Source organism: Achromobacter sp. JUb104, assembly GCF_024806975.1.
In the GTDB taxonomy this organism is placed as follows: Bacteria; Pseudomonadota; Gammaproteobacteria; order Burkholderiales; family Burkholderiaceae_B; genus Achromobacter; species Achromobacter spanius.
In genome coordinates, this window is record NZ_JANUEY010000002.1 from 1093550 (window position 1) to 1119884 (window position 26335).

A 26335-nucleotide genomic window follows, 5' to 3' on the forward strand; every position below is an offset into this window, starting at 1 on the left:
GCTGCTTCTACCGCTGCTTGATGGGTTCCGCGCGTTCGGCGTTGGCATTCTTGCCTGGACCGTGCCGCGCTACACCCATCCTACAAGAGACGTCCGGCACGTAGGATAGGTGTGGCGCGCCAGAAGAGACGGCCGGCACGTAGGATGGGTGTGGCGCGCCAGAAGAGACGTCCGGCACGTAGGATGGGTGTAGCGCGCCAGACTCGCCAAAAGAACCCCGCCGCCAAGCGCGCGAACCCATCAGGCAACCCGCCAAATGTTCACGCAGCCGCCAAATGTTCACGCAGCCGCCAACTACTCACGCCTTCCGCGCGCCCCCACCCCTCAATTCAAACTAGCTCCAGAGATCTTCACAATCTCCTGGTACTTCGTTTTTTCACCCTTCACGAACTCGGCAAACGCTTCCGGGGTCATCGGCGTGGCTTCCGAACCCATCGTCAGCAGGCGCTGCTTCACGTCCGGTTGCTGCATCGCATCCGCGTAGGCCTTGTTCAGCTTTGCCACCACCGGCGCGGGCGTGCCGCCGGTCGTGAACACGCCGAACCAGGTGCCCAGGTCAAAGCCCTTGATGCCCGACTCTTCAACCGTCGGCACATCCGCCAGCAGCGACGAACGCTTGGCCGTGGTCACGGCAAGCGCCTTGACCTTGCCGTCCTTGATCAAGGGTGCCGATGCAGCCAGGTTGTCGAACATGAAATCCGATTGGCCCGACAGCAAGGCCAACTGCGCGGGCGCCGCGCCTTGATAAGGAATGTGTTCAACCTTGATGTCGGCGCGCGCCTTCAGCAGTTCGCCCGACAAATGGCCCGCGCTGCCGTTGCCGCCCGAACCGTAGTTCAGCTTGCCCGGATTTTTCTTCGCGTAGGCAACCAGGTCAGCCAGCGTCTTGATGCTGTTCTTCTCGGCGAATTCATTGTTCATCACCAGCACGTTCGGCACCGCCGCCACGATCGTCACGGGCGCGAAGTCCTTGACCGGGTCGTAAGGCAGGTTGGCGAACAGCCAGGGGTTGATGGCGTGCGTGGCCACCGCGCCCATGACCAGCGTGTAGCCGTCGGCCGGCGCCTTGGCCACCAGATCGGCGCCGATGTTGCCGCCCGCGCCCGACCGGTTTTCCACGATCACGGGTTGGCCGAGCGAACCGCGCACCTTTTCGGCCAGCATGCGGGCCATGGTGTCCAGCGGGCCGCCGGGCGGGTAAGGCACGACGAAGCGGATCGGCTTGGTCGGGAAGTCAGTGGCTTGGGCCAGCGCGGGTGCGCCGAAAGGCAAGGTGGCGGCAAGCGCCACGGCGCCTTGCAACAGGGCACGGCGGACCTCGCTGTGGGGGGTTTTCGTCATAATGTTGTTCTCCTCAATCCAGATCAATGGCGGTCAGTAGCATACCGCAGCCCAGGCGCTGGCGTAACAAAGGGATACGCGGCAGATTGGCCCGATATTCGCGCGGGTAAGCGGGATTTCAGCGCCACACGTGCGCCGATCAGCCTTGCGGCGTGGGCTCGGATTTGCATGTCTGTCTCCACGACAGCCCCATTCCCCCCGGGATGCACCTTCACACCGCCAAAAACAAAACACCCCAAAACCCGGATCGCAATCCAAGCCTTGGGGTGTTTGCCAATACGGCGGTTCTTGATGGATCAGTGCAGGATCTGGCTCAGGAAAAGCTGAGTCCGTTCGTTCTGCGGATTGTCGAAGAACTGGTCGGGCGTGTTTTGTTCGATGATTTCGCCGCGGTCCATGAAGATGACGCGGTTGGCGACTTTGCGTGCGAAGCCCATTTCGTGGGTGACGCAGATCATCGTCATGCCGCTTTCCTGGGCCAGCGTGACCATTACGTCCAGCACCTCCTTGACCATTTCGGGGTCAAGCGCCGACGTCGGCTCATCAAACAGCATGATCTTCGGGCTCATGCACAACGACCGCGCAATGGCCACGCGCTGCTGCTGGCCGCCCGACAACTGGCCGGGAAATTTCTTGGCCTGCTCCGGAATGCGCACGCGCTCCAGGTATTTCATGGCCGTGGCTTCAGCTTCCGCGCGCGGCTTCTTCAGCACCCACATGGGTCCCAGCGTCAGGTTTTCCAGCACCGTCAGGTGCGGGAACAAGTTGAAGTGCTGGAACACCATGCCGACGTCCTTGCGGATCGTCTCGATGTGCTTCAAGTCATTGGTGAGCTCGGTGCCATCGACAATGATGTGGCCCTTCTGGTGCTCTTCCAGACGATTGATGCAGCGGATCATCGTGGACTTGCCCGAGCCCGACGGGCCGCACACCACAATGCGCTCACCCTGCGCCACGTCCAGATTGATATTGCGCAACACGTGGAACTGGCCGTACCACTTGTTCACGTCCTGCAAACGAATAATGGCATCCGACATGCCTGTACTCCCGTAAATATCGCTGTGCGCGCCCGCCGGCAGGCGGACGCGCACCATTGACTAGCGTTGGTGATCCGTCGCAAGACGTTTTTCAAGCGCCTGGCTGTACTTGGACATGGAAAAGCAGAACACGAAGTAGATCAGCGAGATGAACAGATACGCCTCTACGCCGAATCCGCGCCATGCCGCATCCGACAGGGCCGCCTTGGCTGCCAACGTCAGGTCGAAAATGCCGATGATGACCACCAGCGAGGTGTCCTTGAACAGCGCGATGAAAATGCTGACCAGCGGCGGAATCACGATCTTCAGCGCCTGCGGCAAGATGATCTTGCGCATCTGCTGCCAGTACTTCAGGCCCAGCGAATCCGCGCCTTCGTACTGCCCCTTCGGGATCGCCTGCAAGCCACCGCGCACCGTTTCCGCAATGTAGGCCGCGGCGAACATGATGATGGCGATCTGCGCGCGCAGAAGCTTGTCGATGGACACGCCTTCCGGCAGGAACAGCGGCAACATCACCGACGACATGAACAGCAGGCTGATCAGCGGCACGCCACGGATCAGCTCGATGTACACGACGCACAGCGCCTTGATGGCCGGCATCTTCGAGCGCCGGCCCAGGGCCAGCAGCACGCCGATGGGGAACGCGAAGGCAATACCGAACGTGGACAGGATCAGCGTCAGCGGCAGGCCGCCCCAGCGTGCGTTTTCCACGTAGGTCAGGCCGAACACGCCGCCCCACATCAAGAGCGCAACCGCCGTCAGGCCCACGACCCAGATGACGGCCAGCTTCCAGTTCCAGAAGCGGCGGATGCCGCTGCACACAATCACGGCCACCAGCAGGAAGGTGGCGATCAGCGGACGCCATTGCTCGTCGTACGGATAGGTGCCGAACAGGATCAGCCGGTGCTTTTCGATGATGAACGCCCAGCAGGCGCCACCCGAGGCCCGGCATTCCTGGGCGTTCGCCGCGTTGAAGTCGGCTTTGAAGAACGCCCATTCCAGCAGCGCCGGCACCGACATCAACAGGAACCACGCAAGCAGTACGGTGATGAGGATGTTCAGCGGCGACGAGAACAGGCGGGATTTCAGCCACGCCCATGGGCCCACATGCGTGCTGGGCGGCGGCATGGCGTCGGTGGGGGTATGCGTAGTGCTGCTCATCTCAACGCTCCACCAGCGCGATGCGCTTGTTGTACCAGTTCATGAATATCGAGATCGAGAGGCTGACCGTGAGGTACGCGCCCATGATGATAAGAATGCCCTCGATGGCCTGGCCCGTCTGGTTCAGCGTGGTGTTGACCACCGACACGATGTCCGGATAACCGATAGCCACGGCCAGCGAGCTGTTCTTCGTCAGGTTCAAGTACTGGCTGGTCATCGGGGGGATGATCACGCGCAGCGCCTGCGGCAGGATCACCAGGCGCAGCACCTTACCGCGCGGCAAGCCCAGCGAACCGGCGGCTTCCCATTGGCCGTTGTTGACGGCCTGGATGCCCGAGCGCACCACTTCGGCAATGAAGGCCGAGGTGTAGATCACCAGACCCGCCAGCAGTGCGGCGAATTCCGGCGACAGCGTCAGACCGCCCGCGAAGTTGAAGCCCTTGAGTTCCGGCATTTGCAGCGTCAGCGACGCGCCGCTAACCAGCCATCCGATGAACGGCAGCCCGATCAGCAGGCCGATGGCCCAGCGACCCAGCGGGAACATGTGGCCCGTGGCTTCGTGGCGCTTCTTGCCGTAGTGGCCCAGGAAGATGATCGCGACGATGGCCAGGCCCAGGCCCGCCAGCATCCAGTCCAGCGAATTGCCTTCCAGCGACGGCACCTTCAGGCCGCGATTGGAAATGAACACCCCGGGCAGCGGATTGTGCGCCTGACGCGGACCCGGCATGTTTTCCGTGATCAGCGCGTACCAGAAGAACAATTGCAGCAAGAGCGGCACGTTGCGCATCACTTCGACGTAAACCGAGGTGATCTTGGCGACGAGCCAGTTCTTGGACAGACGGCCAATGCCGATCAGCGTACCGAGGATGGTGGCAAGCACGATGCCGATGACGGCGACGCGCAAGGTGTTGAGCAAGCCGACCAGAATGGCCCGGCCGTAGTCATTCGAGGGGGAGTAGTCGATGGCCGTTTCGCCGATCGCAAATCCGGCTTCTCGGCTCAGAAACCCGAAGCCCGTGGCGATATTGCGCACGGACAGGTTGTGTAGCGTATTGGAAACCAGGAACCACACTGCCCAGGCCACCGCGGCCAGCGCGAACACCTGGTACACCACCGAGCGTACGCCGGGGTCGTTCCAGTTGAGCCGCCGGCGGGGAGCCGCAATTGGGGCATTATTTTTAGAAGTCGTCATGATGAATCTACAGAAGTCGTAAACCGGGCGGCAACGCCGGCAAGGCCACCCCTACTCCTGCCGCCCGCTCGGGTGGCGGGCTAGGCAAAACGGAGCGCCAGGCTCCGTTTTGCCAGGCAGCCGTGTTAGCGCACCGGCCAGCCGTACATCAAACCGCCTTGCTTGTACGACGCGTTCAAACCACGCTCCAGCTTCATCGGGCTGTTCTTGCCCAGCGTGCTTTCGAAGCTTTCGCCGTAGTTACCCACGCTCTTGATGATGTGGTAAGCCCACTTGTCGTCCACGCCCAGGTTCTTGCCCATGCCCGGGGTCACGCCCAGGATGCGCTGGATGTTGGGGTTGGGGCTCTTGGTCATTTCATCGACGTTCGCCTTGGTGATGCCGTATTCCTCGGCTTCCAGCATGGCGTTCAGCGTCCAACGAACGATGTTGAACCACTGCTCGTCGCCCTGGCGGACCATGGGGCCGAGCGGCTCCTTGGAAAAGTCTTCCGGCAGGATCACGAACTTGTCCGGGTTCTCGAGCGTGGTGCGGGTGGAGGCCAGTTGCGACTTGTCGGTGGTGAAGGCATCGCAGCGGCCGGCCGAGAAGGCGCGGATGATTTCGTCGTACTTGTCGATCACGACCGGCTTGAATTCAATCTTCTGGCTGCGGAACCAGTCGGCCAGGTTCAGCTCGGTGGTGGTGCCCGGCTGCACGCAGATGGTGGCGCCGTTCAATTCCTTGGCGCTCTTGATGTTCAGGTCCTTGGAGACCATCACGCCTTGCGAATCGTAGTAGTTCACGCCCGCGCCGATCAGGCCCAGCGTCGTGTCGCGCGTCAGCGTCACGGTGGTGTTGCGGGTCAGCACGTCGATTTCGCCGGATTGCAGCGCGGTGAAGCGTTGCTGCGTGTTCAGCGGCGTGAACTTGACCTTGGTGGGATCGCCGAACATGGTCGAGGCGATGGCGCGGCACATGTCCACGTCGATGCCCTTGTATTCGCCCTTGCTGTCAGCAATCGAGAATCCCGGAATGCCCGTTGAAACCCCGCATTGGACAAACCCTTTCTTCTTAACGTTATCGAAGGTCGCGCCCGCATTGGCAGCCGCGGATGCAGCGAACAGTGCCGCGCCAATAGCAGCGAGTTTCAGTACTTTCATCGTGATCTCCGTGTGGGACAAATCGAGCTTGCAACGGCCGGGTTGGGCCGAAGCATGGGGCGGATGGTAGCGTCCGGACACGGGCGGGCACATCCGGGAATTCCCTTGAAATATAGGGACACTGGCGAAATCAATTGATGTTTTCGTTCGAAAACGGGGACGCCTTTTTTCAGTTGAACGGCGTTCGAAGATGTGTTCATTTCGTTCTGCTCAAAAGGTGTCCAACTGGTCACGCGGAAACGCTTTTTCACAGGACCATCGTGAATCGGCTTATGCCTGCCTCCTGTCCCCGAGTTACTATTGCGGCTTCATCCGACAGCCGCCATGATCGAATTCCAGCACGTATTCAAATCATATGGTCGCGGCCGAAATATCCTGGCCGACATCAACTTCCGCGTAAGCGCGGGAGAATTCGTTTTTGTATCCGGGCCTTCAGGCGCCGGTAAATCCACGCTGCTCAAGTTGATCGGCGGGTTGGAGCCCGCCAGCCGCGGGTCCATCCAGGTCAACGGGCAACGGCTGGACAAGCTGCCTGCCCGCGCGCGCCCTTATCTGCGCCGCGCCGTGGGGGTCATCTTGCAAGACACTCACCTGCTGTTCGATCGAAGCGCGTTCGAAAACGTCATGCTGCCGCTAGCGGTCCAGGGCCATCCCTGGGATTCCGCCGCGTCGCGCGCCCGCGCCGCCCTGGACAAGGTGGGCCTGTCGGGCAAGGAAGACCTGAATCCCATCGAATTGTCCGGCGGCGAACAACAGCGCCTGGCCATCGCGCGGGCCATCGTGAACCGGCCCGCCATCCTGATTGCCGACGAACCCACCGCCAACCTTGACGATGACAGCGCGCAGCGCATCATGAACGTGTTCCGCGATTTCAACCGCGTGGGCGTGACCACGCTGATTGCCTCGCACGACCAGGGGCTGATGGCGCGTTACGCCTCGCGCACCCTGCGCATCGACCCGGGCAAGTTCGCCGATTCGCACGGCCCTGCCACGCCGCCGTCCGACGCGGGGCAACCCGCTTCTTCCGGCCCGTCGCGCGCCAGCGGCCGCACTGAACCGGGCATGGGTAATCCGGGAGCCTCCTCATGAACGCCTGGCTGCGGCAACACCGCTATGCGTTGATGGTCACCGTGCGCCGGCTGGCCAAGCAACCGTTCTCATCGTTGGCCAACCTGCTGGTCATGGCGCTGGCGCTGGCCCTGCCCTTGCTGGGTAGCGCCATCCTGGTGTCCGTGCAGCCCGTTGCGCGCCAAATGTCCGTCACGCCGGAAGTCACCGTGTTCATGCGCGTGGATGCCCCCGCGGGCGCGGCCGCGGACGTGGCCAAGCGCATCAAGGACGATTACCAAAGCGACGTGCGCGCCGTGCGCGTGGTCGGGCGCGACGCGGCGCTTGCCGACTTGCGTGCCAACCCCGCCTGGCAGCAGGCGCTGGCCGTGCTGCCCGGTAACCCGCTGCCCGATGCCGTGGTCGTGACGCTGGCCGATGGCGACAACCTGGCCGGCCGCGCCGACAAGCTTGCGGGCGACTGGAAACAATGGAACCACGTCGACCTGGTGCAGTTGGACAGCGCCTGGGTGCAACGCCTGGAGGCCATCCTGCGCTTTGCCCGCATCGGCCTGGGTTTCCTTGCCGCCTGCGTGGCCGTCGTGGTGTTGGCCACGGTGTTCAACACCGTGCGCATGCAAGCGCTGTCGCAACGCGAAGAGATCGGCGTAGCCCGTCTGGTGGGCGCCACGGAATCTTTCGTGCGCCGGCCCTTCCTGTATCTGGGCGCGCTGTCGGGCGCGGTGGCCTCGTTGCTGGCCATCGGCGTGTCGGCCATCGCGCTGTCGCCTCTGAACGACGCCCTGCTGGGGCTGGCCCGCAGCTACGGCGCCGAGTTCGCCCTGCATTTGCCTGGCGCATCTGTCCTGGTCACCGCCGTGGTGGCTTCGGCCGCGCTGGGCGCGCTGTCGGCCCGCTGGTCGGTGACGCGCAGCACCCGCTTTTAGGCGCCCCCCGCACCCGGGGCGCGCGCCCCGGTTCTGCATTAAAGCCACGTATAAAGCCCGAACCTCCCCGTGATCCGGGGAAAGACTCTGCACGTGCCTGTGTACGATGATTCCGAGTTGCTGGTGGCTGGCGCGGTCGTCGTCGCTGGCGTTGTGTGCCCGGCGTCGGCGTCTGCTTTGGCGTTTAAACAGGGCCGCATCACTCCCCGCCGTTACAAGCATTTCTCCCGTTGTCATTCGGGATATGTAAGAATAAAGCGAAATTTTTCTACACTTTTTGAAACATAACGTTCCGCAGGGCTTCGTCCTTCATGTCCCAATCGCCGTTCTTGCCTGATAAGTCCCATGGTCTCCCGACTTGAAGCCCGCGCAACGCGCCACTACTTCGACAGCGCGTTCCAATGCCAAGCGGTGAAAGTGCTCCCTAACGAGTACTACGTCACCAACGAAGACCTGATGATCTCGACCGTTCTTGGGTCCTGTGTCGCCGCCTGCATTCACGATCCGGTGACCGGCGTGGGGGGTATGAACCACTTCATGTTGCCGGAAGGCGACATGCAGTCGCCCGCGTCGGCGACGATGCGCTACGGCGCTTTCGCCATGGAAGTGCTGATCAACGAATTGCTCAAGGCCGGCGCCTCGCGCGACCGCCTGGAAGCCAAGGTGTTTGGCGGCGGCGCGGTACTCAGCGCCATGCAGCAGATGAACATCGGCGAACGCAATGGCGTGTTTGTCCTGAATTATCTGAAGCTCGAAGGCATTCCGGTCAAGGCCCAGGACCTGGGCGACGTGCACGCGCGCCGCATCAATTATTTCCCGCGCGACGGCCGGGTGATGGTGCGCAAGATGGCGCCGCACCACCAGCGCGCCGAAGAGATCATCGCCAAGCGCGAACAGGCCGCGGCCCAAAGCGCGCAGGCAAAAACGCAAAGCCCGCCGCGCGTGGAACGTTTCACCCGCCCTGGCGTCGAGCGCTTCGACAAACCGGCTCGTCCGGGCGTGGAACGTTTCGACAAGCCCGCGCGTCCCGGCGTGGAACGCTTCGATAAGCCTGACCGCCCCGCGCGGCCGGGCGTCGAACGCTTCGACACCGCGCTGTCTCGCCTGCGCAAGTCGGAAAACACGGGGACTTGAACGGCGCTTCGGCGACGTAAACAACGCCTGGCAAGGGTCCCGCGCCTACAATCGGCGCATGTCCGCCATCCGTCTTTTCTTCGCCTTGTGGCCGTCGCCGCCCTTGGCCGCGTCCTTGGGCGAATGGGCGCAAGCCGCCCGCCCGCATTGCGGCGGCCGCGTGATGCGCACCGAGACACTGCATTTGACGCTGGCTTTCCTGGGGCCGGTCGAAGCGCAGTTGGCGGATGCACTGGCCGCCGCCACGCCCGACCGCTGTGTGCCGCCGGGAGAACTGGAGTTGGATCGCTACGGTGTATTCAAGCGCCAGCGCATTCTGTGGGCCGGGCCGCGTGAGGCCCCCGCGCCACTGCAAGCCATGCACGACGGCCTGTGGCACTGGTTGGCCGACTATGGCCTGGCCGCGCCGCCGCAGCCGTTTCGTCCGCACGTCACCTTGCTGCGCAACATCGAACGCGACGACCCGCCGCCGCCCCCGCCCGACCCGTTGATCTGGCGCTATGACCGCCTGGTGCTGGTGGCGTCCGAATCGCAGACGGGCGGCAGCCGCTACCGGATCGTGGCGCAATCGCGTCCGCTTTCGCCGTAGCCGCTCTGGCACAATCAGGCGGTTGCAACTCCTGGGATTGCCATGATCATCCTGCTGGACCAAGACGGCGTGCTGGCCGATTTCGAACACGCTTTCCTCGACGCCTGGCGCCTGCGCCATCCCGACATCGCGCCCGTGGAATTCGAAGACCGCAAGTCTTTCCACATCCGCGAGGACTACGCCCCCGAACTACGCAAGATGGCCGAGGCCATCTACACGGCGCCGGGTTTCATCCGCGAGCTGCCGCCCGTGCCGGGCGCGCTGGACGCCGTGCGCGAGCTGCTGGCATTGGGCATGGACGTGCGCATCTGCTCGTCGCCACTTTCGCAGTTTGAAAACTGCGTGGCGGAAAAGTACCTGTGGGTGGAGAAAAACCTGGGTCGCGACGCCACCAACCGGCTGATCCTGACCAAGGACAAGACGCTGGTGCACGGCAACCTGCTGATCGACGACAAGCCCAAAATTGAAGGCGCCGTGAAGCCGCGCTGGAAGCACATTCTGTTTGATGCGCCCTACAACCGGCAGGTGACCGACCGCCCCCGCATCACCTGGGCGAACTGGCGCAACGTGCTGGCGGGCGAGCTCTATACCGCGGACGCATGAGGCCCGCTGGACGCTGTTCAGTCGTCATGATTTAGGACTATTCTGTGCTGGCTGTACCCCCACCCCGGAGGAGTCCGCACTATGAATCTGCACCGTCTGCTCAAGCAGCGAGAAGCCGACCACAAGCCCTTGCGTGTTGCATTGCTGGGCGCCGGAAAGTTCGGCGCCATGTTCATGAGCCAGGCTCCCCGCACGCCGGGCATGCGGCTGGTGGCGGTAGCCGATCTGGCGCCCGACCGCGCCCGCGCCGCCTTGACCCGGGTGGGCTGGCCGGCCAGCGCACTCAATGCCAGCAGCACCAATGACGCGCTGAAGAACGGCAAGGTTTTCTTCAGCGACGACCCGCTTGCCATCATTGCCAGCCCTGACGTCGACATCGTCATCGACGCCACGGGCCAAGCCGCCGCCGGCATCACCCACGTGCTGGCCTGCTGCGAATACGGCAAGCACATCATCATGGTCAATGTTGAAGCCGACGCCCTGGCCGGGCCGCTGCTGGCGCGCCGCGCGCGCGAAGCGGGCATCGTGTATTCGCTGGCCTATGGCGACCAGCCCGCCCTGATCTGCGAAATGGTGGATTGGGCGCGCGCCAGCGGCTTCGAGGTCATGGCGGCCGGCAAGGGCACCAAGTACCTGCCGGAATTCCACACATCCACCCCCGACACCGTCTGGCCCTACTACGGCTTCACCGCCGAAATGGTGGCCGCGGGCGACTTCAACGCGCAGATGTTCAACAGCTTTCTGGACGGCACCAAAAGCGCCATCGAAATGGCGGCGGTATCGAACGCCACCGGCCTCTTGCCCTCGCCATCGGGCCTGCATTTTCCGCCGTGCGGCGTGGACGACCTGGCCCGCGTGCTGCGGCCTCGCGAAGACGGCGGCATTCTGCACCATCGCGGCCAGGTGGAAGTGATTTCATCGCTGGAGCGCGATGGCCGCCCCGTGTTTCGCGACCTGCGCTGGGGCGTCTACGTGACGCTGGCCGCCGACAGCGACTACGTGCGCCGCTGCTTCCAGGAATACGGCCTGGTCACCGACCCCAGCGGCAACTACACCGCCATGTACAAGCCCTATCACCTGATTGGCCTGGAACTGGGCATCAGCGTGGCCAGTGTGGGCTTGCGCCGCGAACCCACCGGCGCGCCGGCCGGTTGGCACGGCGATGTGGTAGCCACCGCCAAGCGCGACCTGCAAGCGGGCCAGATCCTGGACGGCGAAGGCGGCTACACGGTGTTTGGCCGCTTGATGCCGGCGCCCGACTCGGTGGAAGAAGGCTATCTGCCCTTGGGGCTGTCGCACGGAGTCAAGCTCAAGAATCCGGTGCGGCAGTCGCAGGCGATACGCTGGCGCGACGTGGAGTACGACGAGACGTCAACGGCGGTGCAGTTCCGGCGGGAGATGGAACAGACTTTCGCCTAGGCACACAAACCCGTACCCCGCCCCGCAGCCAAAACCACATCCACGCACAGCACTCCACACCGACGCCCCGCCCGCTACACCGGCGCGGGGCGTTCCGCCTGGAACAGCCGCAGGCGGTCGGCCGCGTTGCGCAGATGCTGTTCGGCCGCGCGGCCGGCGGCATCCGGGTCTGCCCCTTCAATGGCGACGAAGATGGCTTGATGCTCGCTTTGCACCGCCGCCATGCGCTCGGCATACCGGCGCGCCGTGTTGTGGCGCGCGCTGCGGATGACGCGGCGCACATTCGCTTCCAGATAATCGTTCAACGACACCAGGTGCGGGTTGTGCGTGGCCTGCACGATGGCCTGATGGAATTGATAGTCTTCTTCGTCGCCCAGCTTGTCGTTGATCAGCGCGTATTCCATGCCGACCAGCGCCTGCCGCATCTTCTTCAAGTCCTGATCCGTGCGGCGCTGCGCGGCATAGCGCGCGGCGGTCACTTCAATGGACAGCATCAATTCCAGGATGTGTTCCAGGTCTTGCGTGTCGCCGGGCGTGGGCGCGTTGATGCGAAAGGCGTTGCGCTGAAAGTTGGGATCCACGAACACGCCGCTGCCCTGCTGCGACGTGATCAGCCCTTCGGACTTCAGGCGCGCCAGCGCCTCGCGCACCACCGCGCGGCTGACCGAATAGGTTTCAGTCAACTGCTTTTCGGTGGGCAGGCGGTCGCCGGGGGCCAGCGCCCCTTGGCGTATCTGCTCGGCCAGCGCATCGCCCAACGCGGCGGAAAGTGAGCTCTTGGGCGCGGTGCGCGGCGGATCCTGATCTTGATTCGGCGGCATGGAAGGTCGGGGAAACGTGATGGTTGCGTCCTGCACTTTAAGCGATATAGATGCCGCCGTTGACCTGCATGACTTCACCCGTCACGAAGCCCGCCAGCGGTGAACACAGGAAGGCGATCGCCCCCGCGATTTCATCGGCCGTGCCAAAGCGGCGCAGCGGCGTGCTTTCCAGCAGGTGCGCGCCCTTCTGTCCGATCAGCTCATGCGTCATGGACGTGGCGATGATGCCCGGCGCCACCGCATTCACGCGGATCTGCGGCGCCAGTTCCAGCGCCAGGCTGCGGGTGAAGCTTTGCACCGCGCCCTTGGACGCCGAATACGCCGCATGCGCGTAACTGCCGCGCTGCGCGGCCAAGGACGTCAGCAGCACGATCGACCCGTTGTGGCGCAGATGGCGCTGGGCCGCGCGGCACGCATAGAAGGTGCCGTCCAGGTTCACACGCATCAGCGTGCGCCAGGCCTCGTCGCTGGTGTCCTTGACCAGTTGTTCCGGGTAGATGCCGGCGCAATGCACCAGGTGGTCCAGCCCACCGAAATGCTTGGCCGCCGCCTCGAACACCCGTTCGCAATCATGCGACACCGACACATCCAGCGCATGCGTGTAGATGCGTTGGCCGGTCGGGTCGAGTTCGGCGGCGATGTCGTCCAGGCGCGCGCCGTCGATGTCCGTCAGCACCAGGCGGGCGCCGTGGGCCGCCATCAGGCGCGCCGTTGCCAAGCCGATGCCATTGCCCGCGCCCGTGATCGCGGCTACCTGCCCTTCAAATGAAATCATCCTGTCTCCAGTCGTCTGTCTTTTGTCTTCTGTGTGCGGCTTCGACGATCGCTCTGATCGCCGTGTCATCTGCGATTGAACTCCTGAATGCGCCGCTTGACACGAGAAAAACGCTTGCCCTATTATTTATCAGACAACTTATAAAAGTTAACTGACAACTTATCCGGAAAGCGTAAAGCAACTCAGGTTTCCAGGCAAGCCAGTCAGAGAAAAACAAGGCCGAAGCGCCGCAAAACAGGACGGGGACAACAGGGTGAATACCACCGGCAGCACGACGGTGTTCGCCCCCATCTTGCGATACCCCCCACCCCGATTTGCCCGACTCCGGCCTGCAAAAGCCGCCACCAAGCGCGCTTGTTTGACGGTCGTACGCATTCTTTACGCACACACAACACCACTCCCGTCCCACGGAGGAGACACGCATGAAATTGGCTTTCACCACCGGCCTGCTGTGCCTGGCCGGCATCGCCGCATCGGCGCACGCCGCACCCGTCAAGATCGGCCTGATCGAAACACTGTCCGGCCCGCAGGCCTCAACCGGCCTGATGTTCCGCGCCGCCGTCAAATATGAACTGGACCGCATCAACGCGGCGGGCGGCTGGAACGGCCAGCCGCTGGAACTGGTTGAATTCGACAACCAGGGCGGCCCCGTCGGCGCCTCCGACCGCTTCCGCGCCGCCGCCGCCGAAGGCGTGCAAGTGCTGGTGCAAGGCTCGTCGTCGGCCATCTCGGGCCAACTGACCGAAGACGTGCGCAAGCACAACCTGCGCAACCCCGGCAAGGAAGTCGTCTTCCTGAACGTGGGCGGCGAAGCGCTGGAACTGACCGGCCAGAAGTGCCACTTCTACCACTTCCGTTTCACCACCAATGCCGACCTGCGCGTGAAGTCGCTGGCCTCGGTCATGTCGGCCGACGGCACGCTGGGCAAGCGCGTGTACGCCATCAACCAGAACTATTCCTGGGGCCAGGACATGGAGGACGCCACCGAGCGTTTCGCCAAGCAGTACGGCTATGAAGTGGTGGGCAAGACGCTGCACGAAGTCAACAAGATCCAGGACTTCGCGCCCTACGTCGCACGCATCCGCGCGGCTTCGCCCGACACCGTCATCACGGGCAACTGGTCCAACGACCTGCTGCTGTTGATGAAGGCCACGCAGGCCGGCGGCCTCAAGGTGCGTTTCGCCACCGTGTTCCTGGACCAAGTGGGCAACCTGGCCAACGCGGGCGAGGTGGCGATGGGGCATTACATCGCCCACCCGTACAACATCGAAGCGGCGGGTGAAGAAGGCGCCAAGTTCGCCGAAGACTACAAGGCCAAGACCGGCCACTACCCCAGCTATACGGAACCGCAGACGGTGATCGGCGTGCGTTTCTTGGGTGAAGCGCTGAAACAGGTGCAGCCCCAGGACGGCAAGCTGTCCGTCCCGGCGCTGGCCAACGCGCTGGAAAAGGTCACCTATACGTCGGCGCTGGGCACCTACACGATGCGCGCCGAAGACCATCAGGTGCAGTTGCCGATGGTGGTGTCCAAGGTCAGCAAGAACGCCAAGTACAAGGCCGATGGCACGGACATGGGCTTCGAGCCGGTGAAGGTGTTGGCGGCGGCGGACGTGTCGGCGCCGGTGCAGGCAACGTGCAAGATGAAGCGGCCGGGGTAGGCTGCTTGATGGGTTGCGCGCGTTCGATAGTTTCTTGCGCGGCGTGATTTTCGCGCGCTTCACCCATCCTACGTAGGATGGGTGAAGCGCGGCAATGTCGCCCCGCGAACCCCGACTCGAACCGCGCGCAACCCATCACCACACCCCGCAAAAAAAACATGCTCCCCGGCGCGGGCCGGCTCGCAACACGCCCCGCCGTCTTGACGCAAGAATGATGGATCAGACATGGAATACTTTACCGTCTCGCTGTTGAACGGCGTGATCTACGGCCTGCTGCTATTCATGGTGTCGGCGGGCCTGACGCTGATTTTCGGGATGATGGGCGTGCTGAATTTCGCGCACGCCTCGTTCTACATGATCGGCGCCTACGCCGCCTATACGCTCTCGCCGGTCACCGGCTTCTGGACGGCGCTGGTGCTGGCCACCCTTATCGCGGGCGTGCTGGGCATGGGCGTGGAACGCTTTTTCCTGCGCCGCGTCCACAAGTTCGGCCATGCTCAGGAACTGCTGGTCACTTTCGGGCTGGCCTTCATCGTGGCCGAGCTCATCAAGCTGTTCTACGGTGACTTCCCCGTTGACTACCGCGTTCCCCAATTCCTGAACTTCGCGGCCTTCCGCGTGTTCGATGCGGACTACCCCTTCTACCGCCTCTTGATGGGCGGCGTGTCGCTGGCGATGTTCGCCGTCATCTATCTGCTGCTGTCGCGCACCCGCGTGGGCATCGTCGTGCGCTCGGCCATCTACCGGCCGCGCATGGCCGAAGCGCTGGGCCACAACGTGCCGCTCGTCTTCATGAGCGTGTTCGGCGTGGGCGCGGCCATGGCCGGCCTTGCCGGCGCCGTGGCGGGCGCGTTCTACACCACCAACCCCAACATGGCACTTGAATTGGGCGTGCTGGTGTTCGTGGTGGTCGTCGTGGGCGGGCTGGGCTCGCTGGAAGGCGCCATGATCGCCTCGTTGCTGATCGGCCTGATCAGTTCGTTCTCGGTCGGTATCGACGCCAGTCTGGCCTCTCTCTTCGGCCTGTTCGGCGCGGGTGAATGGGCCGAAAGCGTGGGCGGCCTGATGACCGTGAAGGTGTCCAGCCTGGCGGCCACCCTGCCCTTCCTGCTGATGCTGGTGGTGCTGCTGGTCAAGCCGTCGGGACTGAAGGGAGAGCAAGCATGAGCCACACCCGTCTTGCCTCCAGCGCCTTGCTGCTGGCCCTGTGCGTAGCCGCGCTGTGCGCCTTGCCCTGGCTGCTGCCCCCGGGCCAGTTGGTGGCCGCCGTGCAGATGCTGATTGCCGCGCTTTTCGCCTGCGCCTTCAACCTGCTGGCCGGCCAGGGCGGCATGCTGTCCTTCGGCCATGCCGCGTACTTCGGCGTGGGCACCTTCGCCACCATCCACGCCATGAATGCCCTGGGCGGCGCGGGCCTGTTGCCCACGCCCTTGATGCCGCTGGTGGGCGGCGTGGCCGGGCTGTTGTTCGGGCTAGTCGCCGGCTGGTTCGCCACCATGCGTTCGGGCGTGTACTTTTCGATGATCACCCTGGCGCTGGCCGAACTGCTGCACGCGCTGGCGCCGCACCTGAAAGGTGTGTTCGGCGGCGAAGCGGGCGTGTCCGCCATGCGCATGCCGGCCTGGGGTTTTACCTTTGGTTCCGACATCGAGGTGTACTTCCTGGTGCTGGCTTGGGTGCTGATTTCGCTTGCCGCGCTGTACGGCCTGACCCGCACGCCGCTGGGCCGTTTGACGCTGGGCCTGCGCGAAAACGCCAACCGCCTGCGCTACCTGGGCTACCGCCCGCATACGCTCAAGACCATGGTGTTTGCCTTGTCGGCCATGTTCGCCGGCATCGCGGGCGGCTTGCAGGCCTTGAACATCGAAGCCGGCAACTACGTGCTGTTTGAGGTCAAGCTGTCCACCGACGCCGTGCTGTTCGCCTACATCGGCGGCGTGAATGCATTTCTGGGCCCCGTACTGGGTGCCGCCGTGCTGACGTTCCTGTCGCAGACGCTGGCCGACATCACGCGCTCGTGGCTGCTGTACCAAGGTGTTCTGTTTGTTCTGGTGATGCTGTTCGTGCCCGACGGCCTGGTGGGCCTGGTGCAGCGCGCCGCCAAGTCGCTGCGTGAACGCGGCCTGGCCAACTGGCTGCCGCGCGCGCTGGTATCGGTGGCGGGCGGCCTGCTGTTGACTGCCGCCACCGTGTTCTCGGTGGAACTGCTGCAACGCATGTTCGCGCGCGACTACCGTTCGCTGCTGGCCATGAACCCCGACGCCGGCTGGCCCGCCATTGCGCTGTTCGGCCAAGACTGGGCGCCGCTGGCCTTGTCGACCTGGCTGGTCCCTGTAGCGCTGTTCGCCTTCGGGCTGGCCGCCTGCCGCTGGGCGCTGGCCCTGTGGCGTAACGACGGCGATGCCGCCCCTGTGCTGGAGCCCGCAAAATGAGCCACGAGATCCTGACCCTGACCGATGTGCGCAAGTCCTTTGGCCAAGCGGAGATCATCCGGGGCGTAAACCTGGCGATCGAAGCCGGTGAACGCCATGCGGTCATCGGCCCCAACGGCGCGGGCAAGTCCACGCTGTTCCACCTGATGTCAGGCTCGTTCGCGCCCACCTCGGGCGACATCAGCCTGCGCTCGCGATCCATCGGCGGCTTGGCGCCCGAAGCCATCAACCGTCTGGGGCTGGCGCGTTCGTTCCAGATCACCAATGTGTTCCCGCGCCTGTCCGTGCGTGAAAACCTGCGCCTGGCGGTGCAGCGCATGCACGGGCTGGTCTACAACTTCTGGCGCCCCATCGCGCGCAACCGCGCGGTGAACGAAGACGTGGACCGTCTGCTGGAAAAGGTGCGGCTGACGCCCAAGCAACACACCGCCGCGGGCGACCTGAACTACTCCGAACAGCGCTCGCTGGAAATCGGCATGACGCTGGCCTCGCGCCCCAAGGTCATCCTGCTGGATGAACCCATGGCCGGCATGTCGCAGCACGAAGTCGATTACACGGTGGAACTCATCAAGGACGTTACGCGCGACTGCACCTTGCTGATCGTCGAGCACGACATGCAAGTGGTGTTTTCCTTGGCCGACCGCATCAGCGTGCTGGTGTACGGCGAGATCCTGGCCACCGGCACGCCCGCCGCCATCCGTGGCGACGCCCGCGTGCGCGAAGCCTACCTGGGAGAGGAAACGGTATGAGTATTTACCCAACTGCGCACCCAACTACGCACCCAACTGCGCACCCCACCCCGCCATCGCCCCTGCTCAGCCTGCAAGGCGTGCATGCGCACTACGGCAAGAGCCACATCCTGCATGGCATCGACCTGTCCATCGGGCGCGGCGAAGTCGTCAGCCTGCTGGGCCGCAACGGCGCGGGCCGCTCCACCACCCTGAAGAGCATCATGGGTTTGGTGGACGTGACCGGTGGCCGCATCGCCATTGAAGGGCGCGACATCACCAACAAGCGCCCCTTTGAAATCGCGCGCGCCGGGCTGGGCTTTGTGCCGGAAGAACGCGAGGTCTTCGCCAACCTGACCGTGGACGAAAACCTGCGCATGGGCGAACAGCCCAAGCGCGACGACGCGCCGCACTGGACCGCCGCGCAGATGTTCGACTATTTCCCGCGCCTGAAGGAACGCAGCAACACCCGAGCGGGCAACCTGTCGGGTGGCGAACAGCAGATGCTGACCATGTGCCGCTCACTGCTGGGCAACCCCAAGGTGATGCTGATCGACGAACCCACCGAAGGGCTGGCGCCGAAGATCGTGGAAGTCATCGCCGACGTGATCCGCGATATCCACAAGCGCGGCGTGTCGGTCGTGCTGGTGGAACAGAAGCTGACGATTGCGCTGAAAGTGTCGACGCGCGTCAGCGTCATGGGCCATGGCCGCATCGTGTTCGAAGGACCGCCCGCGCAGTTGCATGAGCGCCAGGACGTGGTCCAGGAATGGCTGGCGGTCTGACCCCGCCGCAACGCACAACCTTTACAGGCATCTACCTTGGACCACACCACAGAAGTCATCCATAGCGACCTGCGCGGCCAACGCGTCGTCATCACCGGCGGCGCCAAGGGCATTGGCCTGGCCACCGCCCACGCGTTCGTGCGCCAGGGCGCGCGCGTGGCCTTGCTGGACATGGACGCCGCCGCCCTGGCGGCCGCCGTGGCCGAACTGACCTCGGCCGGCGGCCAGGCCATGGCCGTGCAGGCGTCCGTCACCGACGCCGACGCCGTCGAGCGCGCGTTTGCGCAGGTCGAACAGGCCTGGGGCGGCGTCGACGTGCTGGTCAACAACGCCGGCATCTCGGCCAACAAGCCCACGCTGGAAGTCACCGTGGACGAATGGCGCCGCGCCGTGGACATCAACCTGACCGGCGTGTTCCTGTGCGCGCAGGCCGCCGGACGCCGCATGGCGCCGGCCGGCGCGGGCAGCATCATTAACCTGGCATCGATGTACGGCGTGGTGGCCGCGCCCGACCGCGCCGCCTACTGCGCCACCAAGGGCGCCGTCGTGCTCTTGACCGAAACGCTGGCGGTGGAATGGGGCCCGATGGGGGTGCGCGTGAATGCGCTGGCGCCCGGCTACGTTGAAACCGACCTGGTGCGCGACCTGGCGGCGCGCGGCCGTCTTGACCCCGAACGCCTGAAACAGCGCACGCCCCTGCGGCGCATGGCGCAGCCGGCCGAAATGGCCGACCTGGCGGTTTTCCTGGCATCGCGCCAGGCCGCCTACATCACCGGACACACCCTGGTGGCCGATGGCGGCTGGAGCCGCTACAGCTACCTTTAATCGCACTGACGCTAAAAACATTCTGGAGACACACTCATGGCCACCTACCAACCGCTTGAGTCCCAAGCGCCCTGGCGGCAACTGACGGTTGACGCCGGCGACTGGCAGCAGGCGGACCCCGCCCTGCTCGGCACCATGCTCACCCAGTTGCACTGGATACGCGCCTTTGAAGAGGCCGTGCTGGACCTGGCCGCCGAAGGCCTGGTGCACGGCCCCGCGCACTCGTCCGTGGGGCAGGAAGGCGGCGCGGTCGGTTCCGTGCTGGCCCTGGGCGCGGGCGACCAGATCAACGGCTCGCATCGCGGGCACCACCAGTTTCTGGCCAAGGCGTTGCAACACGTGGCCCCGCTGGGCCTGGACCCGCGCAACCCGCTCACGCCCGCCATTGATGAAGTCCTGCAAAAGACGCTGGCCGAGATCATGGGCCTGGCGCAAGGCTATTGCCGGGGCCGTGGGGGCAGCATGCACCTGCGCTGGCTGGAAGCGGGCGCGCTGGGCACCAACGCCATCGTGGGCGGCGGCGTGCCGCTGGCCGCAGGCGCGGGCTGGGCGCACAAGCACGCGGGCACCGACCGCGTGGCCGTCACCTACTTCGGCGACGGCGCGGTGAACATCGGGTCCGTGCTGGAGACGATGAACCTGACCGCCGCGTGGAAAACGCCGCTGTGCTTCTTCATCGAGAACAACCGCTACGCCGTGTCCACCACGGTGGAAGAGTCCACCGCCGAACCGCGCCTGTCGGCGCGCGGCCTGGCCTTCAACATTCCGTCGTGGAAAGTCGACGGCATGGACCCGCTGGCCGTGCACCTGGCCATGTCGGAAGCCGTGGCGCACATGCGCGCCGGCAACGGCCCGACCATCGTGGAAGTGGACGTGTACCGCTTCTTCCACCAGAACGGCCCGTTTCCCGGCAGCGCCTTTGGCTACCGCACGAAGGACGAAGAAGCCCAGTGGCGCCGTCGCGATCCCCTGGACAAGATCGCCACCGAAATGATCGGCCGCCAACTGATCACGCAAGCGGAAGTGGACGCGCTGCGCCAACGCTGCAAGGACGTCATGAAAGACGTATGCAGCCGCCTGACCGAAGCGGCTGACGGCGGCAAGCGCCGCGTGCGCGCCGACCTCTGGCCACGTCCGGACTTCCGCGACGTGGGCCTGCGCAGTGATGGTTCCGAGCTGGCCGACCTGCGCTACCAGGACGCCGACGACTACACGGGCGCCAAGGTCGAACGCAAGTTCGTCGATGCCGTGGCCGACGTGCTGGACCGCCGCATGGAAACCGACCCCGGCGTCGTGGTGCTGGGCGAAGACGTGCACCGCTTGAAGGGCGGCACCAACGGCGCCACGCGCGGCCTGAAGGACAAGTATCCCGACCGCGTGCTGGGCACCCCGATCTCCGAGAACGCCTTCGCCGGCCTGGGCGGCGGCCTGGCGATGGACGGGCGCTACAAGCCCATCGTTGAATTCATGTACCCCGACTTCATGTGGGTGGCGGCCGACCAGATCTTCAACCAGATCGGCAAGGCCCGCCACATGTTCGGCGGCGACATCGACGTGCCTTTCGTGCTGCGCACCAAGGTCGCGATGGGCACGGGCTACGGCTCGCAGCATTCGATGGACCCGGCCGGCATCTTCGCCACCGCGCCGGGCTGGCGCATCGTGGCGCCCTCCACGCCGTATGACTACGTGGGCCTGATGAACACCGCGCTAGCCTCCAAGGACCCGGTGCTGGTCATCGAACACGTGGACTTGTACGCGTCGTCGGGCGAAGTGGCCGACGGCGACCTGGACTACGCCATTCCGTTTGGCCGCGCCCGCGTGCGCCGCGAGGGCGGCAAGGTCACCATCCTGACCTACCTGTCGATGGTCAGCCGCGCGCTCAAGGCGGCCGAGGAAGCAGGCGTGGACGCCGAAGTGATCGACCTGCGCACGCTGGACCGCGCCAGCCTCGATTGGGACACCATCGGCGCCAGCATCCAGAAGACCAACAACGTGCTGATCGTGGAGCAAGGCGCGCGCGGCACGTCCTATGGCGCGATGCTGTCAGACGAAATCCAGCGTCGCTACTTTGATTGGCTGGATCAGCCGATCAAGCGCGTGACGGGCGGCGAAGCGTCGCCCAGCATCTCAAAGGTGCTGGAACGCGCGGCGTTCGCCGACACCGAGGAAGTGCTGGCGGGCCTGGCCGACGTGCTGGCCGATCTGGGAGAACAGGCATGAGCGCACTGCACATGACCGTGCCGATGGAAGTCGGCATCTGCTGCCAGGACCTGGACGCGTTGCTGGCGTTCTACACGGACGTCGTCGGCCTGACGCTGGTGAACCGCGTGAGCGTACCGGCCGACAAGGCGCGCGCTACCGGGCTGACCGTGCACGGCTACGACGTGGCGCGCTTGCAGACGCCTTACGGCGAACGCATCAAGCTGCTGCAACCCAGCGTGGCGCCTGACGCCGCCGTGCGCGGCGCGGCCATCCTGGACCGCCAGGGCGCCACCTACCTGACCTTCATCGTGCGTGACCTGGCCGGCGTGGTGCGCGGCCTGCAAGCGCGCGGCGTTGTATTCGACAGCGCGCCCGCGCCGATGGAAGTGCGCCCTGGCACCTGGCTCGCGTTCTTCCGCGACCCCGAAGGCAACGTGCTGGAACTGGTCGAATACGACGATCCCGCCGCCTACCGGCCCGACCTGGCCGCCGCCGCAAACTAGGACGAACATCGTGGCTCACCTTATCAAGCTCCCTTCAATTGCCGCCGATACGTCGGACGGCAACCTGCATCAGTGGCTCAAGAAAGAAGGCGACCCGGTTGCCGTCGGCGACGCGCTAGCGGAAATCGAAACCGAAAAAGCCATTGTCGAAATCAACGCCGAACACGCGGGCGTGCTGGGCCGCATCGTGGTCCCGGCAGGCGCGACGTCGGTGCCGATCAATACGGTGCTTGGCGTGTTGCTGGCCGACGGCGATAATGAATCGGCGATTGATCACGCGTTGGCGGAACATGGCGGGGCGGCGGCGGGATCGCCGGGCAGCACGGCACCCAGAGTTGCGACGTCGGCTGGCGCAGCGTCGGCTGGCGCAGCGTCGGCTGCCGCAGCGTCGGCTGCCGCAACGTCGGCTGCTGTCGGATCGACAAGCGCAATGTCGCCCACTTCTGGATCGCCCGCCGCGCCCGCCTTGTCCGCGTCTGGCATTGCCCCTGCCGCCAACACTCCCGTCCCCGGCGGACGCCTGTTCGCCAGCCCCTTGGCACGCCGGCTGGCCGCGCAATGGCATGTGAACCTGCTGGGCGTGACAGGCACCGGCCCGCATGGCCGCATCGTGCGCCGCGATGTCGAAGCCGCGCGCGACCGTGCGCCCGATGCATCCGGTTTGGCCACTACCACCGCCCAGCCCTCAACAAACCGCCCGGCCGCCCGCCGCGTGCCGCACACCGGCATGCGCCGCGCCATCGCCCGCCGCCTGACGGAAAGCAAGCAGAACGTGCCGCACTTCTACCTGTCGGTGGATTGCAAGATGGACGCGCTGCTGGCGCTGCGGTCGCAAGCCAATCATGGCGGCGCGGTGAAGCTGTCGGTCAACGACTTCATCGTGCGCGCCGCCGCGCTGGCGCTGCGCGAAGTGCCTGAAGTGAATGTCAGTTGGCACGACGACGCCATCGAATACCACGCGGGCGCCGACATCTCGGTGGCCGTCGCGACCGACGGCGGCCTGGTCACGCCCATCGTGCGCGACGCCGACGTGAAGCCGCTGTCCGCCATCGCCGCCGAGATCGTCGAACTGGCCGGCCGCGCCAAGGTCAACCGTTTGAAACCCGAGGAATTCACCGGCGGCTCGTTGACCGTCAGCAACCTGGGCATGTACGGCATCACCCAGTTCGCCGCCATCATCAACCCGCCGCAGGCCGCCATCCTGGCCGTGGGCGCGGCCGAACGCCGCCCCGTAGTGGGCGAGAACGGAGAGCTGGTGGCAGCCACCGTCATGACGGTGACCCTGTCGGCCGACCACCGTGCGGTGGACGGCGCCGTCGGAGCGCGCTGGCTGGCGGCCTTTCGCACGCTGATCGAAAACCCCGTGCGGATTCTGCTGTGAGGCCCGCCGCAATGACGAAGACCGAGTTTGATCTGATCGTCGTGGGCGGCGGTCCCGGCGGCTACGTGGCCGCCATCCGCGCCGCGCAGTTGGGCATGTCGGTGGCGCTGGTGGAACGCGCGGAGCTCGGCGGCATCTGCCTGAACTGGGGCTGCATTCCCACCAAGGCGCTGCTGCACAGCGCGACGGTGTTGCGTGCCTGCCAGGAAGCCTCGCACTACGGCGTGACGGGTTCAGGCGAGGCACGCGCCGACCTGGCCGCCATGGTGGCAAGGTCACGCAAGGTGGCGGGCCGGCTGGGCCAGGGCGTTGCGCACCTGATGAAGAAGAACGGCGTGACGGTGTTTGCCGCCACGGCCACGTTGGCGGGCGCGGGCAAGCTGTCGCTAGACAGCGGCACGACGCTGGCGGGCAAACAGTCGATCGACAACGGCACGCTACCGACAACCAAACTGGCGCTCGACAACGGCACCACGCTGGCGGCCAAGCACATCATTCTTGCAACCGGCGCACGCGCCCGCGAACTGCCCGCGTTGCCGGTGGGCGAACGCATCTGGGCCTATCGCCAGGCCTTGATGCCCACCGAGATTCCGAAGACTTTGCTGGTGGTGGGCGCAGGCGCCATCGGCGCGGAGTTCGCCAGCTTCTACCGCGCCATCGGATCTGAAGTCACGCTGATCGACATGACGCCTGAAATCCTGCCGCAAGAAGACGCGGATATTTCGCAGTTGGCACGCAAGGCATTCGAAAAGCAAGGCATCCGCGTCATGACGCAATGCGCCGTCACCGCGTCTGCGTTGACCAACACGGGCGTGAAGGTGACGTTGGAGCAGCAAGGCAAGAAGACAGACCTGGAGGTAGACCGCGTCATCGTCGCCGCCGGCATCGTCGGCAATGTCGAAAACCTGGGCCTGGAGAAGACGCGCGTAAAGGTCGAGAAAACCCACATCGTCACCGATGGTTTTTGCCGCACCGCCGAGCCCGGCGTCTACGCCATCGGCGACGTGGCCGGCGCACCCTGGCTTGCCCACAAGGCCAGCCACGAAGGCGTGCTGTGCGTGGAAGCCATTGCCGGAAAATCCGTGCACGCCATCGACCCCTTGCGCATTCCCGCCTGCACGTATTCGTACCCGCAAGTGGCCAGCATCGGCATGACGGAAGCCCGCGCGCGCGAACACGCGAAGGCGCACGGCAGCGAGATCCGCGTCGGCAAATTCAGCTTCGCGGGCAACGGCAAGGCCATCGCCATGGGCGAAGACCAAGGCCTGGTGAAGACCGTGTTCGACGCAAAATCAGGCGAACTGCTGGGCGCGCACATCATTCACCCGGAAGCGTCCGAGTTGATCACCGGGTACGGCGTGGCAGCATCATTGGAAGCAACCGAGGAAGATCTGATGCACACCGTATTCGCGCACCCGACCTTGTCGGAGACCTTGCATGAATCGGTGTTAAGCGCGTTTGGGCGGGCGTTGCATGGGTAACATCGCCTGATGGGTTACGCGCGATCACCATTAGCCAATTGGTGACGCGCCGCGCGCGCTTCACCCATCCTACAAATGACCGGTCCCCGTAGGATGGGTGAAGCGCGACATCACCGCCAAAAGCAAACAACCACCCATCGCGCGCAACCCATCAAACCCGCCCCGCAAAAAAATCCAAAAAACACGCAATCCGCCGCGACAGCTGCGTGTTGCGGTGGTACACCGCGTGCATCGGCTGCAACTGATCGCTATACACCCCTTCCATCACCTTCACCAACCGTCCCGCCGCAATATCCTCACGCACCACAAAGTCAGACAAACACGCGATGCCCACCCCACGCAACGCCAACTGCCGTTGCGTTTCCCCACTTGACGTCGCCAAGGTCGGCGTCGCCTGATAACTTGACCCGCCCGCGTGCTTCAGCGGCCACAGGTTCAGGCTTTCGGGCTGTGTAAAGCCCAGCACCTCATGCTTGGCCAAATCCTCCACCGTTTCCGGCGCCCCATGCCGGGCGATGTATTCCGGGCTGGCCATCATCCATCGCGGCGACGGCCGTAGAACGCGCGCGTGCAGGGTGGAATCCGTCAGCGGACCCATGCGGATCGCAACATCTGTTCGGTGCTCAATCAAATCCACGATGCGGTCGTTACTGGTCAGCTCCAGCGATATCTCGGGATACTCGCGCCGGAATTCCCCTACATGCGGCACCACGCAATGCAGCATCACCGGCACCGACGCATCCACCCGCAAGCGCCCCGCCGGCCGCTGATGCACCATGCGCATGCACTCTTCGGCCTCTTCCAACGACGCAACGATCTGCCGCGCCTTGGGCAGAAAATGCGCGCCCTCTTCCGTCAGCTCCATGCGCCGTGTCGTGCGGTTCAGCAGCATCACGCCCAAATCTTCTTCCAGCCGCGACAGCGCGCGGCTGACACCTGATGCGGTCTGGCCCAGGAGTTCGGCGGCGGCGCTAAGCGACCCGGCATCCACCACCCCCAGGAACACGCGCAATGCGTCGGAATTCAAAGCCATATGAAGCGTCCTTGCGCTTGAAAAACAGCCTATCTGCTGTACAGGGAATTTACAGCTTTAATGCAGTACCCCGTAGCAGTACCCCGTAGCAATACCCCG

The 26335-nt window shown here is 64.6% G+C and carries 24 protein-coding genes; 16 read left to right on the forward strand and 8 right to left on the reverse strand.

Annotated features, from left to right (window positions below):
- Window positions 1–324: 324 nt before the first annotated feature.
- The 5 genes from M2361_RS16755 to M2361_RS16775 form a co-directional block, all read right to left on the reverse strand.
- Window positions 325–1341, reverse strand: coding sequence for a tripartite tricarboxylate transporter substrate binding protein (locus M2361_RS16755; protein ID WP_259250734.1), 1017 nt, complete (start codon window positions 1339–1341; stop codon window positions 325–327).
- A 296-nt stretch (window positions 1342–1637) separates the two neighbouring features.
- Complete coding sequence (locus tag M2361_RS16760; protein ID WP_050445733.1) at window positions 1638–2378, reverse strand: amino acid ABC transporter ATP-binding protein; 741 nt, start codon at window positions 2376–2378, stop codon at window positions 1638–1640.
- Between the two features lie 60 nt (window positions 2379–2438).
- Window positions 2439–3539, reverse strand: a complete 1101-nt coding sequence (locus M2361_RS16765) for an amino acid ABC transporter permease (protein ID WP_259250737.1) — start codon at window positions 3537–3539, stop codon at window positions 2439–2441.
- Window position 3540: 1 nt separating this feature from the next.
- A complete protein-coding gene (locus tag M2361_RS16770; protein ID WP_259250738.1) occupies window positions 3541–4731 on the reverse strand; it encodes an amino acid ABC transporter permease in 1191 nt (396 codons plus the stop codon).
- 125 nt (window positions 4732–4856) lie between these two features.
- Window positions 4857–5873, reverse strand: a complete 1017-nt coding sequence (locus tag M2361_RS16775) for an amino acid ABC transporter substrate-binding protein (protein ID WP_259250740.1) — start codon at window positions 5871–5873, stop codon at window positions 4857–4859.
- A 324-nt stretch (window positions 5874–6197) separates the two neighbouring features.
- Between M2361_RS16775 and M2361_RS16780 the strand changes: the two genes are divergently transcribed.
- The 6 genes from M2361_RS16780 to M2361_RS16805 all read left to right on the forward strand — a co-directional run bounded on the left by M2361_RS16780 (window position 6198) and on the right by M2361_RS16805 (window position 11612).
- The gene (locus tag M2361_RS16780) at window positions 6198–6962 is read left to right on the forward strand and encodes a cell division ATP-binding protein FtsE (protein ID WP_259250741.1); all 765 of its coding nucleotides are present in this window, start codon (window positions 6198–6200) and stop codon (window positions 6960–6962) included.
- Complete coding sequence (locus M2361_RS16785) at window positions 6959–7867, forward strand: ABC transporter permease (protein WP_100854200.1); 909 nt, start codon at window positions 6959–6961, stop codon at window positions 7865–7867. The genes M2361_RS16780 and M2361_RS16785 overlap by 4 nt, the downstream gene beginning before the upstream one ends.
- Before the next feature lie 345 nt (window positions 7868–8212).
- Window positions 8213–9001 (forward strand): chemoreceptor glutamine deamidase CheD, encoded by a 789-nt coding sequence (gene cheD, locus M2361_RS16790; RefSeq protein WP_259250745.1) that lies wholly within the window; start codon window positions 8213–8215, stop codon window positions 8999–9001.
- Between the two features lie 58 nt (window positions 9002–9059).
- Window positions 9060–9590 (forward strand): RNA 2',3'-cyclic phosphodiesterase, encoded by a 531-nt coding sequence (thpR, locus tag M2361_RS16795; RefSeq protein ID WP_259250746.1) that lies wholly within the window; start codon window positions 9060–9062, stop codon window positions 9588–9590.
- 42 nt (window positions 9591–9632) lie between these two features.
- Window positions 9633–10193, forward strand: a complete 561-nt coding sequence (locus M2361_RS16800; RefSeq protein WP_259250748.1) for a 5'-3'-deoxyribonucleotidase — start codon at window positions 9633–9635, stop codon at window positions 10191–10193.
- A gap of 81 nt (window positions 10194–10274) precedes the next feature.
- Window positions 10275–11612 carry an NAD(P)H-dependent oxidoreductase gene (locus tag M2361_RS16805; protein ID WP_259250749.1) on the forward strand — a complete coding sequence of 446 codons (1338 nt, stop codon included), beginning with the start codon at window positions 10275–10277 and terminating at the stop codon, window positions 11610–11612.
- 74 nt (window positions 11613–11686) lie between these two features.
- On the opposite strand, the gene M2361_RS16810 is transcribed toward M2361_RS16805, so the two are convergent.
- Window positions 11687–12433 carry a FadR/GntR family transcriptional regulator gene (locus M2361_RS16810; protein ID WP_259250751.1) on the reverse strand — a complete coding sequence of 249 codons (747 nt, stop codon included), beginning with the start codon at window positions 12431–12433 and terminating at the stop codon, window positions 11687–11689.
- A 37-nt stretch (window positions 12434–12470) separates the two neighbouring features.
- On the reverse strand, window positions 12471–13208 hold the full coding sequence (locus M2361_RS16815) for an SDR family NAD(P)-dependent oxidoreductase (protein ID WP_259250753.1): 738 nt from the start codon (window positions 13206–13208) through the stop codon (window positions 12471–12473).
- A gap of 422 nt (window positions 13209–13630) precedes the next feature.
- Between M2361_RS16815 and M2361_RS16820 the strand changes: the two genes are divergently transcribed.
- The 10 genes from M2361_RS16820 to lpdA all read left to right on the forward strand — a co-directional run bounded on the left by M2361_RS16820 (window position 13631) and on the right by lpdA (window position 25203).
- On the forward strand, window positions 13631–14866 hold the full coding sequence (locus M2361_RS16820; protein WP_259250754.1) for a branched-chain amino acid ABC transporter substrate-binding protein: 1236 nt from the start codon (window positions 13631–13633) through the stop codon (window positions 14864–14866).
- Between the two features lie 225 nt (window positions 14867–15091).
- Window positions 15092–16033, forward strand: coding sequence for a branched-chain amino acid ABC transporter permease (locus M2361_RS16825; protein WP_050445589.1), 942 nt, complete (start codon window positions 15092–15094; stop codon window positions 16031–16033).
- On the forward strand, window positions 16030–17298 hold the full coding sequence (locus M2361_RS16830) for a branched-chain amino acid ABC transporter permease (RefSeq protein WP_259250757.1): 1269 nt from the start codon (window positions 16030–16032) through the stop codon (window positions 17296–17298). Before M2361_RS16825 ends, M2361_RS16830 begins: the two co-directional genes overlap by 4 nt.
- A complete protein-coding gene (locus tag M2361_RS16835) occupies window positions 17295–18047 on the forward strand; it encodes an ABC transporter ATP-binding protein (RefSeq protein ID WP_259250758.1) in 753 nt (250 codons plus the stop codon). The genes M2361_RS16830 and M2361_RS16835 overlap by 4 nt, the downstream gene beginning before the upstream one ends.
- A complete protein-coding gene (locus M2361_RS16840; RefSeq protein WP_259250760.1) occupies window positions 18044–18811 on the forward strand; it encodes an ABC transporter ATP-binding protein in 768 nt (255 codons plus the stop codon). Before M2361_RS16835 ends, M2361_RS16840 begins: the two co-directional genes overlap by 4 nt.
- A 36-nt stretch (window positions 18812–18847) precedes the next feature.
- Window positions 18848–19636, forward strand: coding sequence for an SDR family NAD(P)-dependent oxidoreductase (locus M2361_RS16845; protein WP_259250762.1), 789 nt, complete (start codon window positions 18848–18850; stop codon window positions 19634–19636).
- Window positions 19637–19672: 36 nt separating this feature from the next.
- Window positions 19673–21856 carry a dehydrogenase E1 component subunit alpha/beta gene (locus tag M2361_RS16850; protein WP_259250763.1) on the forward strand — a complete coding sequence of 728 codons (2184 nt, stop codon included), beginning with the start codon at window positions 19673–19675 and terminating at the stop codon, window positions 21854–21856.
- Complete coding sequence (locus M2361_RS16855) at window positions 21853–22341, forward strand: VOC family protein (RefSeq protein WP_259250764.1); 489 nt, start codon at window positions 21853–21855, stop codon at window positions 22339–22341. Before M2361_RS16850 ends, M2361_RS16855 begins: the two co-directional genes overlap by 4 nt.
- Window positions 22342–22351: 10 nt before the next feature.
- On the forward strand, window positions 22352–23722 hold the full coding sequence (locus M2361_RS16860) for a pyruvate dehydrogenase complex dihydrolipoamide acetyltransferase (protein ID WP_259250766.1): 1371 nt from the start codon (window positions 22352–22354) through the stop codon (window positions 23720–23722).
- A gap of 11 nt (window positions 23723–23733) precedes the next feature.
- The gene (gene lpdA, locus M2361_RS16865; protein ID WP_259250767.1) at window positions 23734–25203 is read left to right on the forward strand and encodes a dihydrolipoyl dehydrogenase; all 1470 of its coding nucleotides are present in this window, start codon (window positions 23734–23736) and stop codon (window positions 25201–25203) included.
- Between the two features lie 151 nt (window positions 25204–25354).
- Here lpdA and M2361_RS16870 read toward each other — a convergent pair whose 3' ends face one another.
- Entirely contained in the window at window positions 25355–26236 is an 882-nt protein-coding gene (locus M2361_RS16870; RefSeq protein ID WP_259250768.1) for a LysR family transcriptional regulator, read from the reverse strand.
- Window positions 26237–26335 lie beyond the last annotated feature (99 nt).

What these genes read in the sequence shown, in the direction of transcription:
- M2361_RS16770 (WP_259250738.1), bottom strand. Translation starts at nt 4,731, where the DNA reads ATGACGACTTCTAAAAATAATGCCCCAATTGCGGCTCCCCGCCGGCGG.
- M2361_RS16835 (WP_259250758.1), top strand. Translation starts at nt 17,295, where the DNA reads ATGAGCCACGAGATCCTGACCCTGACCGATGTGCGCAAGTCCTTTGGC.
- lpdA (WP_259250767.1), top strand. Translation starts at nt 23,734, where the DNA reads ATGACGAAGACCGAGTTTGATCTGATCGTCGTGGGCGGCGGTCCCGGC.
- M2361_RS16850 (WP_259250763.1), top strand. Translation starts at nt 19,673, where the DNA reads ATGGCCACCTACCAACCGCTTGAGTCCCAAGCGCCCTGGCGGCAACTG.
- M2361_RS16815 (WP_259250753.1), bottom strand. Translation starts at nt 13,208, where the DNA reads ATGATTTCATTTGAAGGGCAGGTAGCCGCGATCACGGGCGCGGGCAAT.
- M2361_RS16810 (WP_259250751.1), bottom strand. Translation starts at nt 12,433, where the DNA reads ATGCCGCCGAATCAAGATCAGGATCCGCCGCGCACCGCGCCCAAGAGC.
- M2361_RS16785 (WP_100854200.1), top strand. Translation starts at nt 6,959, where the DNA reads ATGAACGCCTGGCTGCGGCAACACCGCTATGCGTTGATGGTCACCGTG.
- M2361_RS16805 (WP_259250749.1), top strand. Translation starts at nt 10,275, where the DNA reads ATGAATCTGCACCGTCTGCTCAAGCAGCGAGAAGCCGACCACAAGCCC.
- M2361_RS16760 (WP_050445733.1), bottom strand. Translation starts at nt 2,378, where the DNA reads ATGTCGGATGCCATTATTCGTTTGCAGGACGTGAACAAGTGGTACGGC.
- M2361_RS16755 (WP_259250734.1), bottom strand. Translation starts at nt 1,341, where the DNA reads ATGACGAAAACCCCCCACAGCGAGGTCCGCCGTGCCCTGTTGCAAGGC.
- M2361_RS16820 (WP_259250754.1), top strand. Translation starts at nt 13,631, where the DNA reads ATGAAATTGGCTTTCACCACCGGCCTGCTGTGCCTGGCCGGCATCGCC.
- M2361_RS16765 (WP_259250737.1), bottom strand. Translation starts at nt 3,539, where the DNA reads ATGAGCAGCACTACGCATACCCCCACCGACGCCATGCCGCCGCCCAGC.
- M2361_RS16800 (WP_259250748.1), top strand. Translation starts at nt 9,633, where the DNA reads ATGATCATCCTGCTGGACCAAGACGGCGTGCTGGCCGATTTCGAACAC.
- M2361_RS16830 (WP_259250757.1), top strand. Translation starts at nt 16,030, where the DNA reads ATGAGCCACACCCGTCTTGCCTCCAGCGCCTTGCTGCTGGCCCTGTGC.
- cheD (WP_259250745.1), top strand. Translation starts at nt 8,213, where the DNA reads ATGGTCTCCCGACTTGAAGCCCGCGCAACGCGCCACTACTTCGACAGC.
- thpR (WP_259250746.1), top strand. Translation starts at nt 9,060, where the DNA reads ATGTCCGCCATCCGTCTTTTCTTCGCCTTGTGGCCGTCGCCGCCCTTG.
- M2361_RS16840 (WP_259250760.1), top strand. Translation starts at nt 18,044, where the DNA reads ATGAGTATTTACCCAACTGCGCACCCAACTACGCACCCAACTGCGCAC.
- M2361_RS16780 (WP_259250741.1), top strand. Translation starts at nt 6,198, where the DNA reads ATGATCGAATTCCAGCACGTATTCAAATCATATGGTCGCGGCCGAAAT.
- M2361_RS16870 (WP_259250768.1), bottom strand. Translation starts at nt 26,236, where the DNA reads ATGGCTTTGAATTCCGACGCATTGCGCGTGTTCCTGGGGGTGGTGGAT.
- M2361_RS16775 (WP_259250740.1), bottom strand. Translation starts at nt 5,873, where the DNA reads ATGAAAGTACTGAAACTCGCTGCTATTGGCGCGGCACTGTTCGCTGCA.
- M2361_RS16825 (WP_050445589.1), top strand. Translation starts at nt 15,092, where the DNA reads ATGGAATACTTTACCGTCTCGCTGTTGAACGGCGTGATCTACGGCCTG.
- M2361_RS16855 (WP_259250764.1), top strand. Translation starts at nt 21,853, where the DNA reads ATGAGCGCACTGCACATGACCGTGCCGATGGAAGTCGGCATCTGCTGC.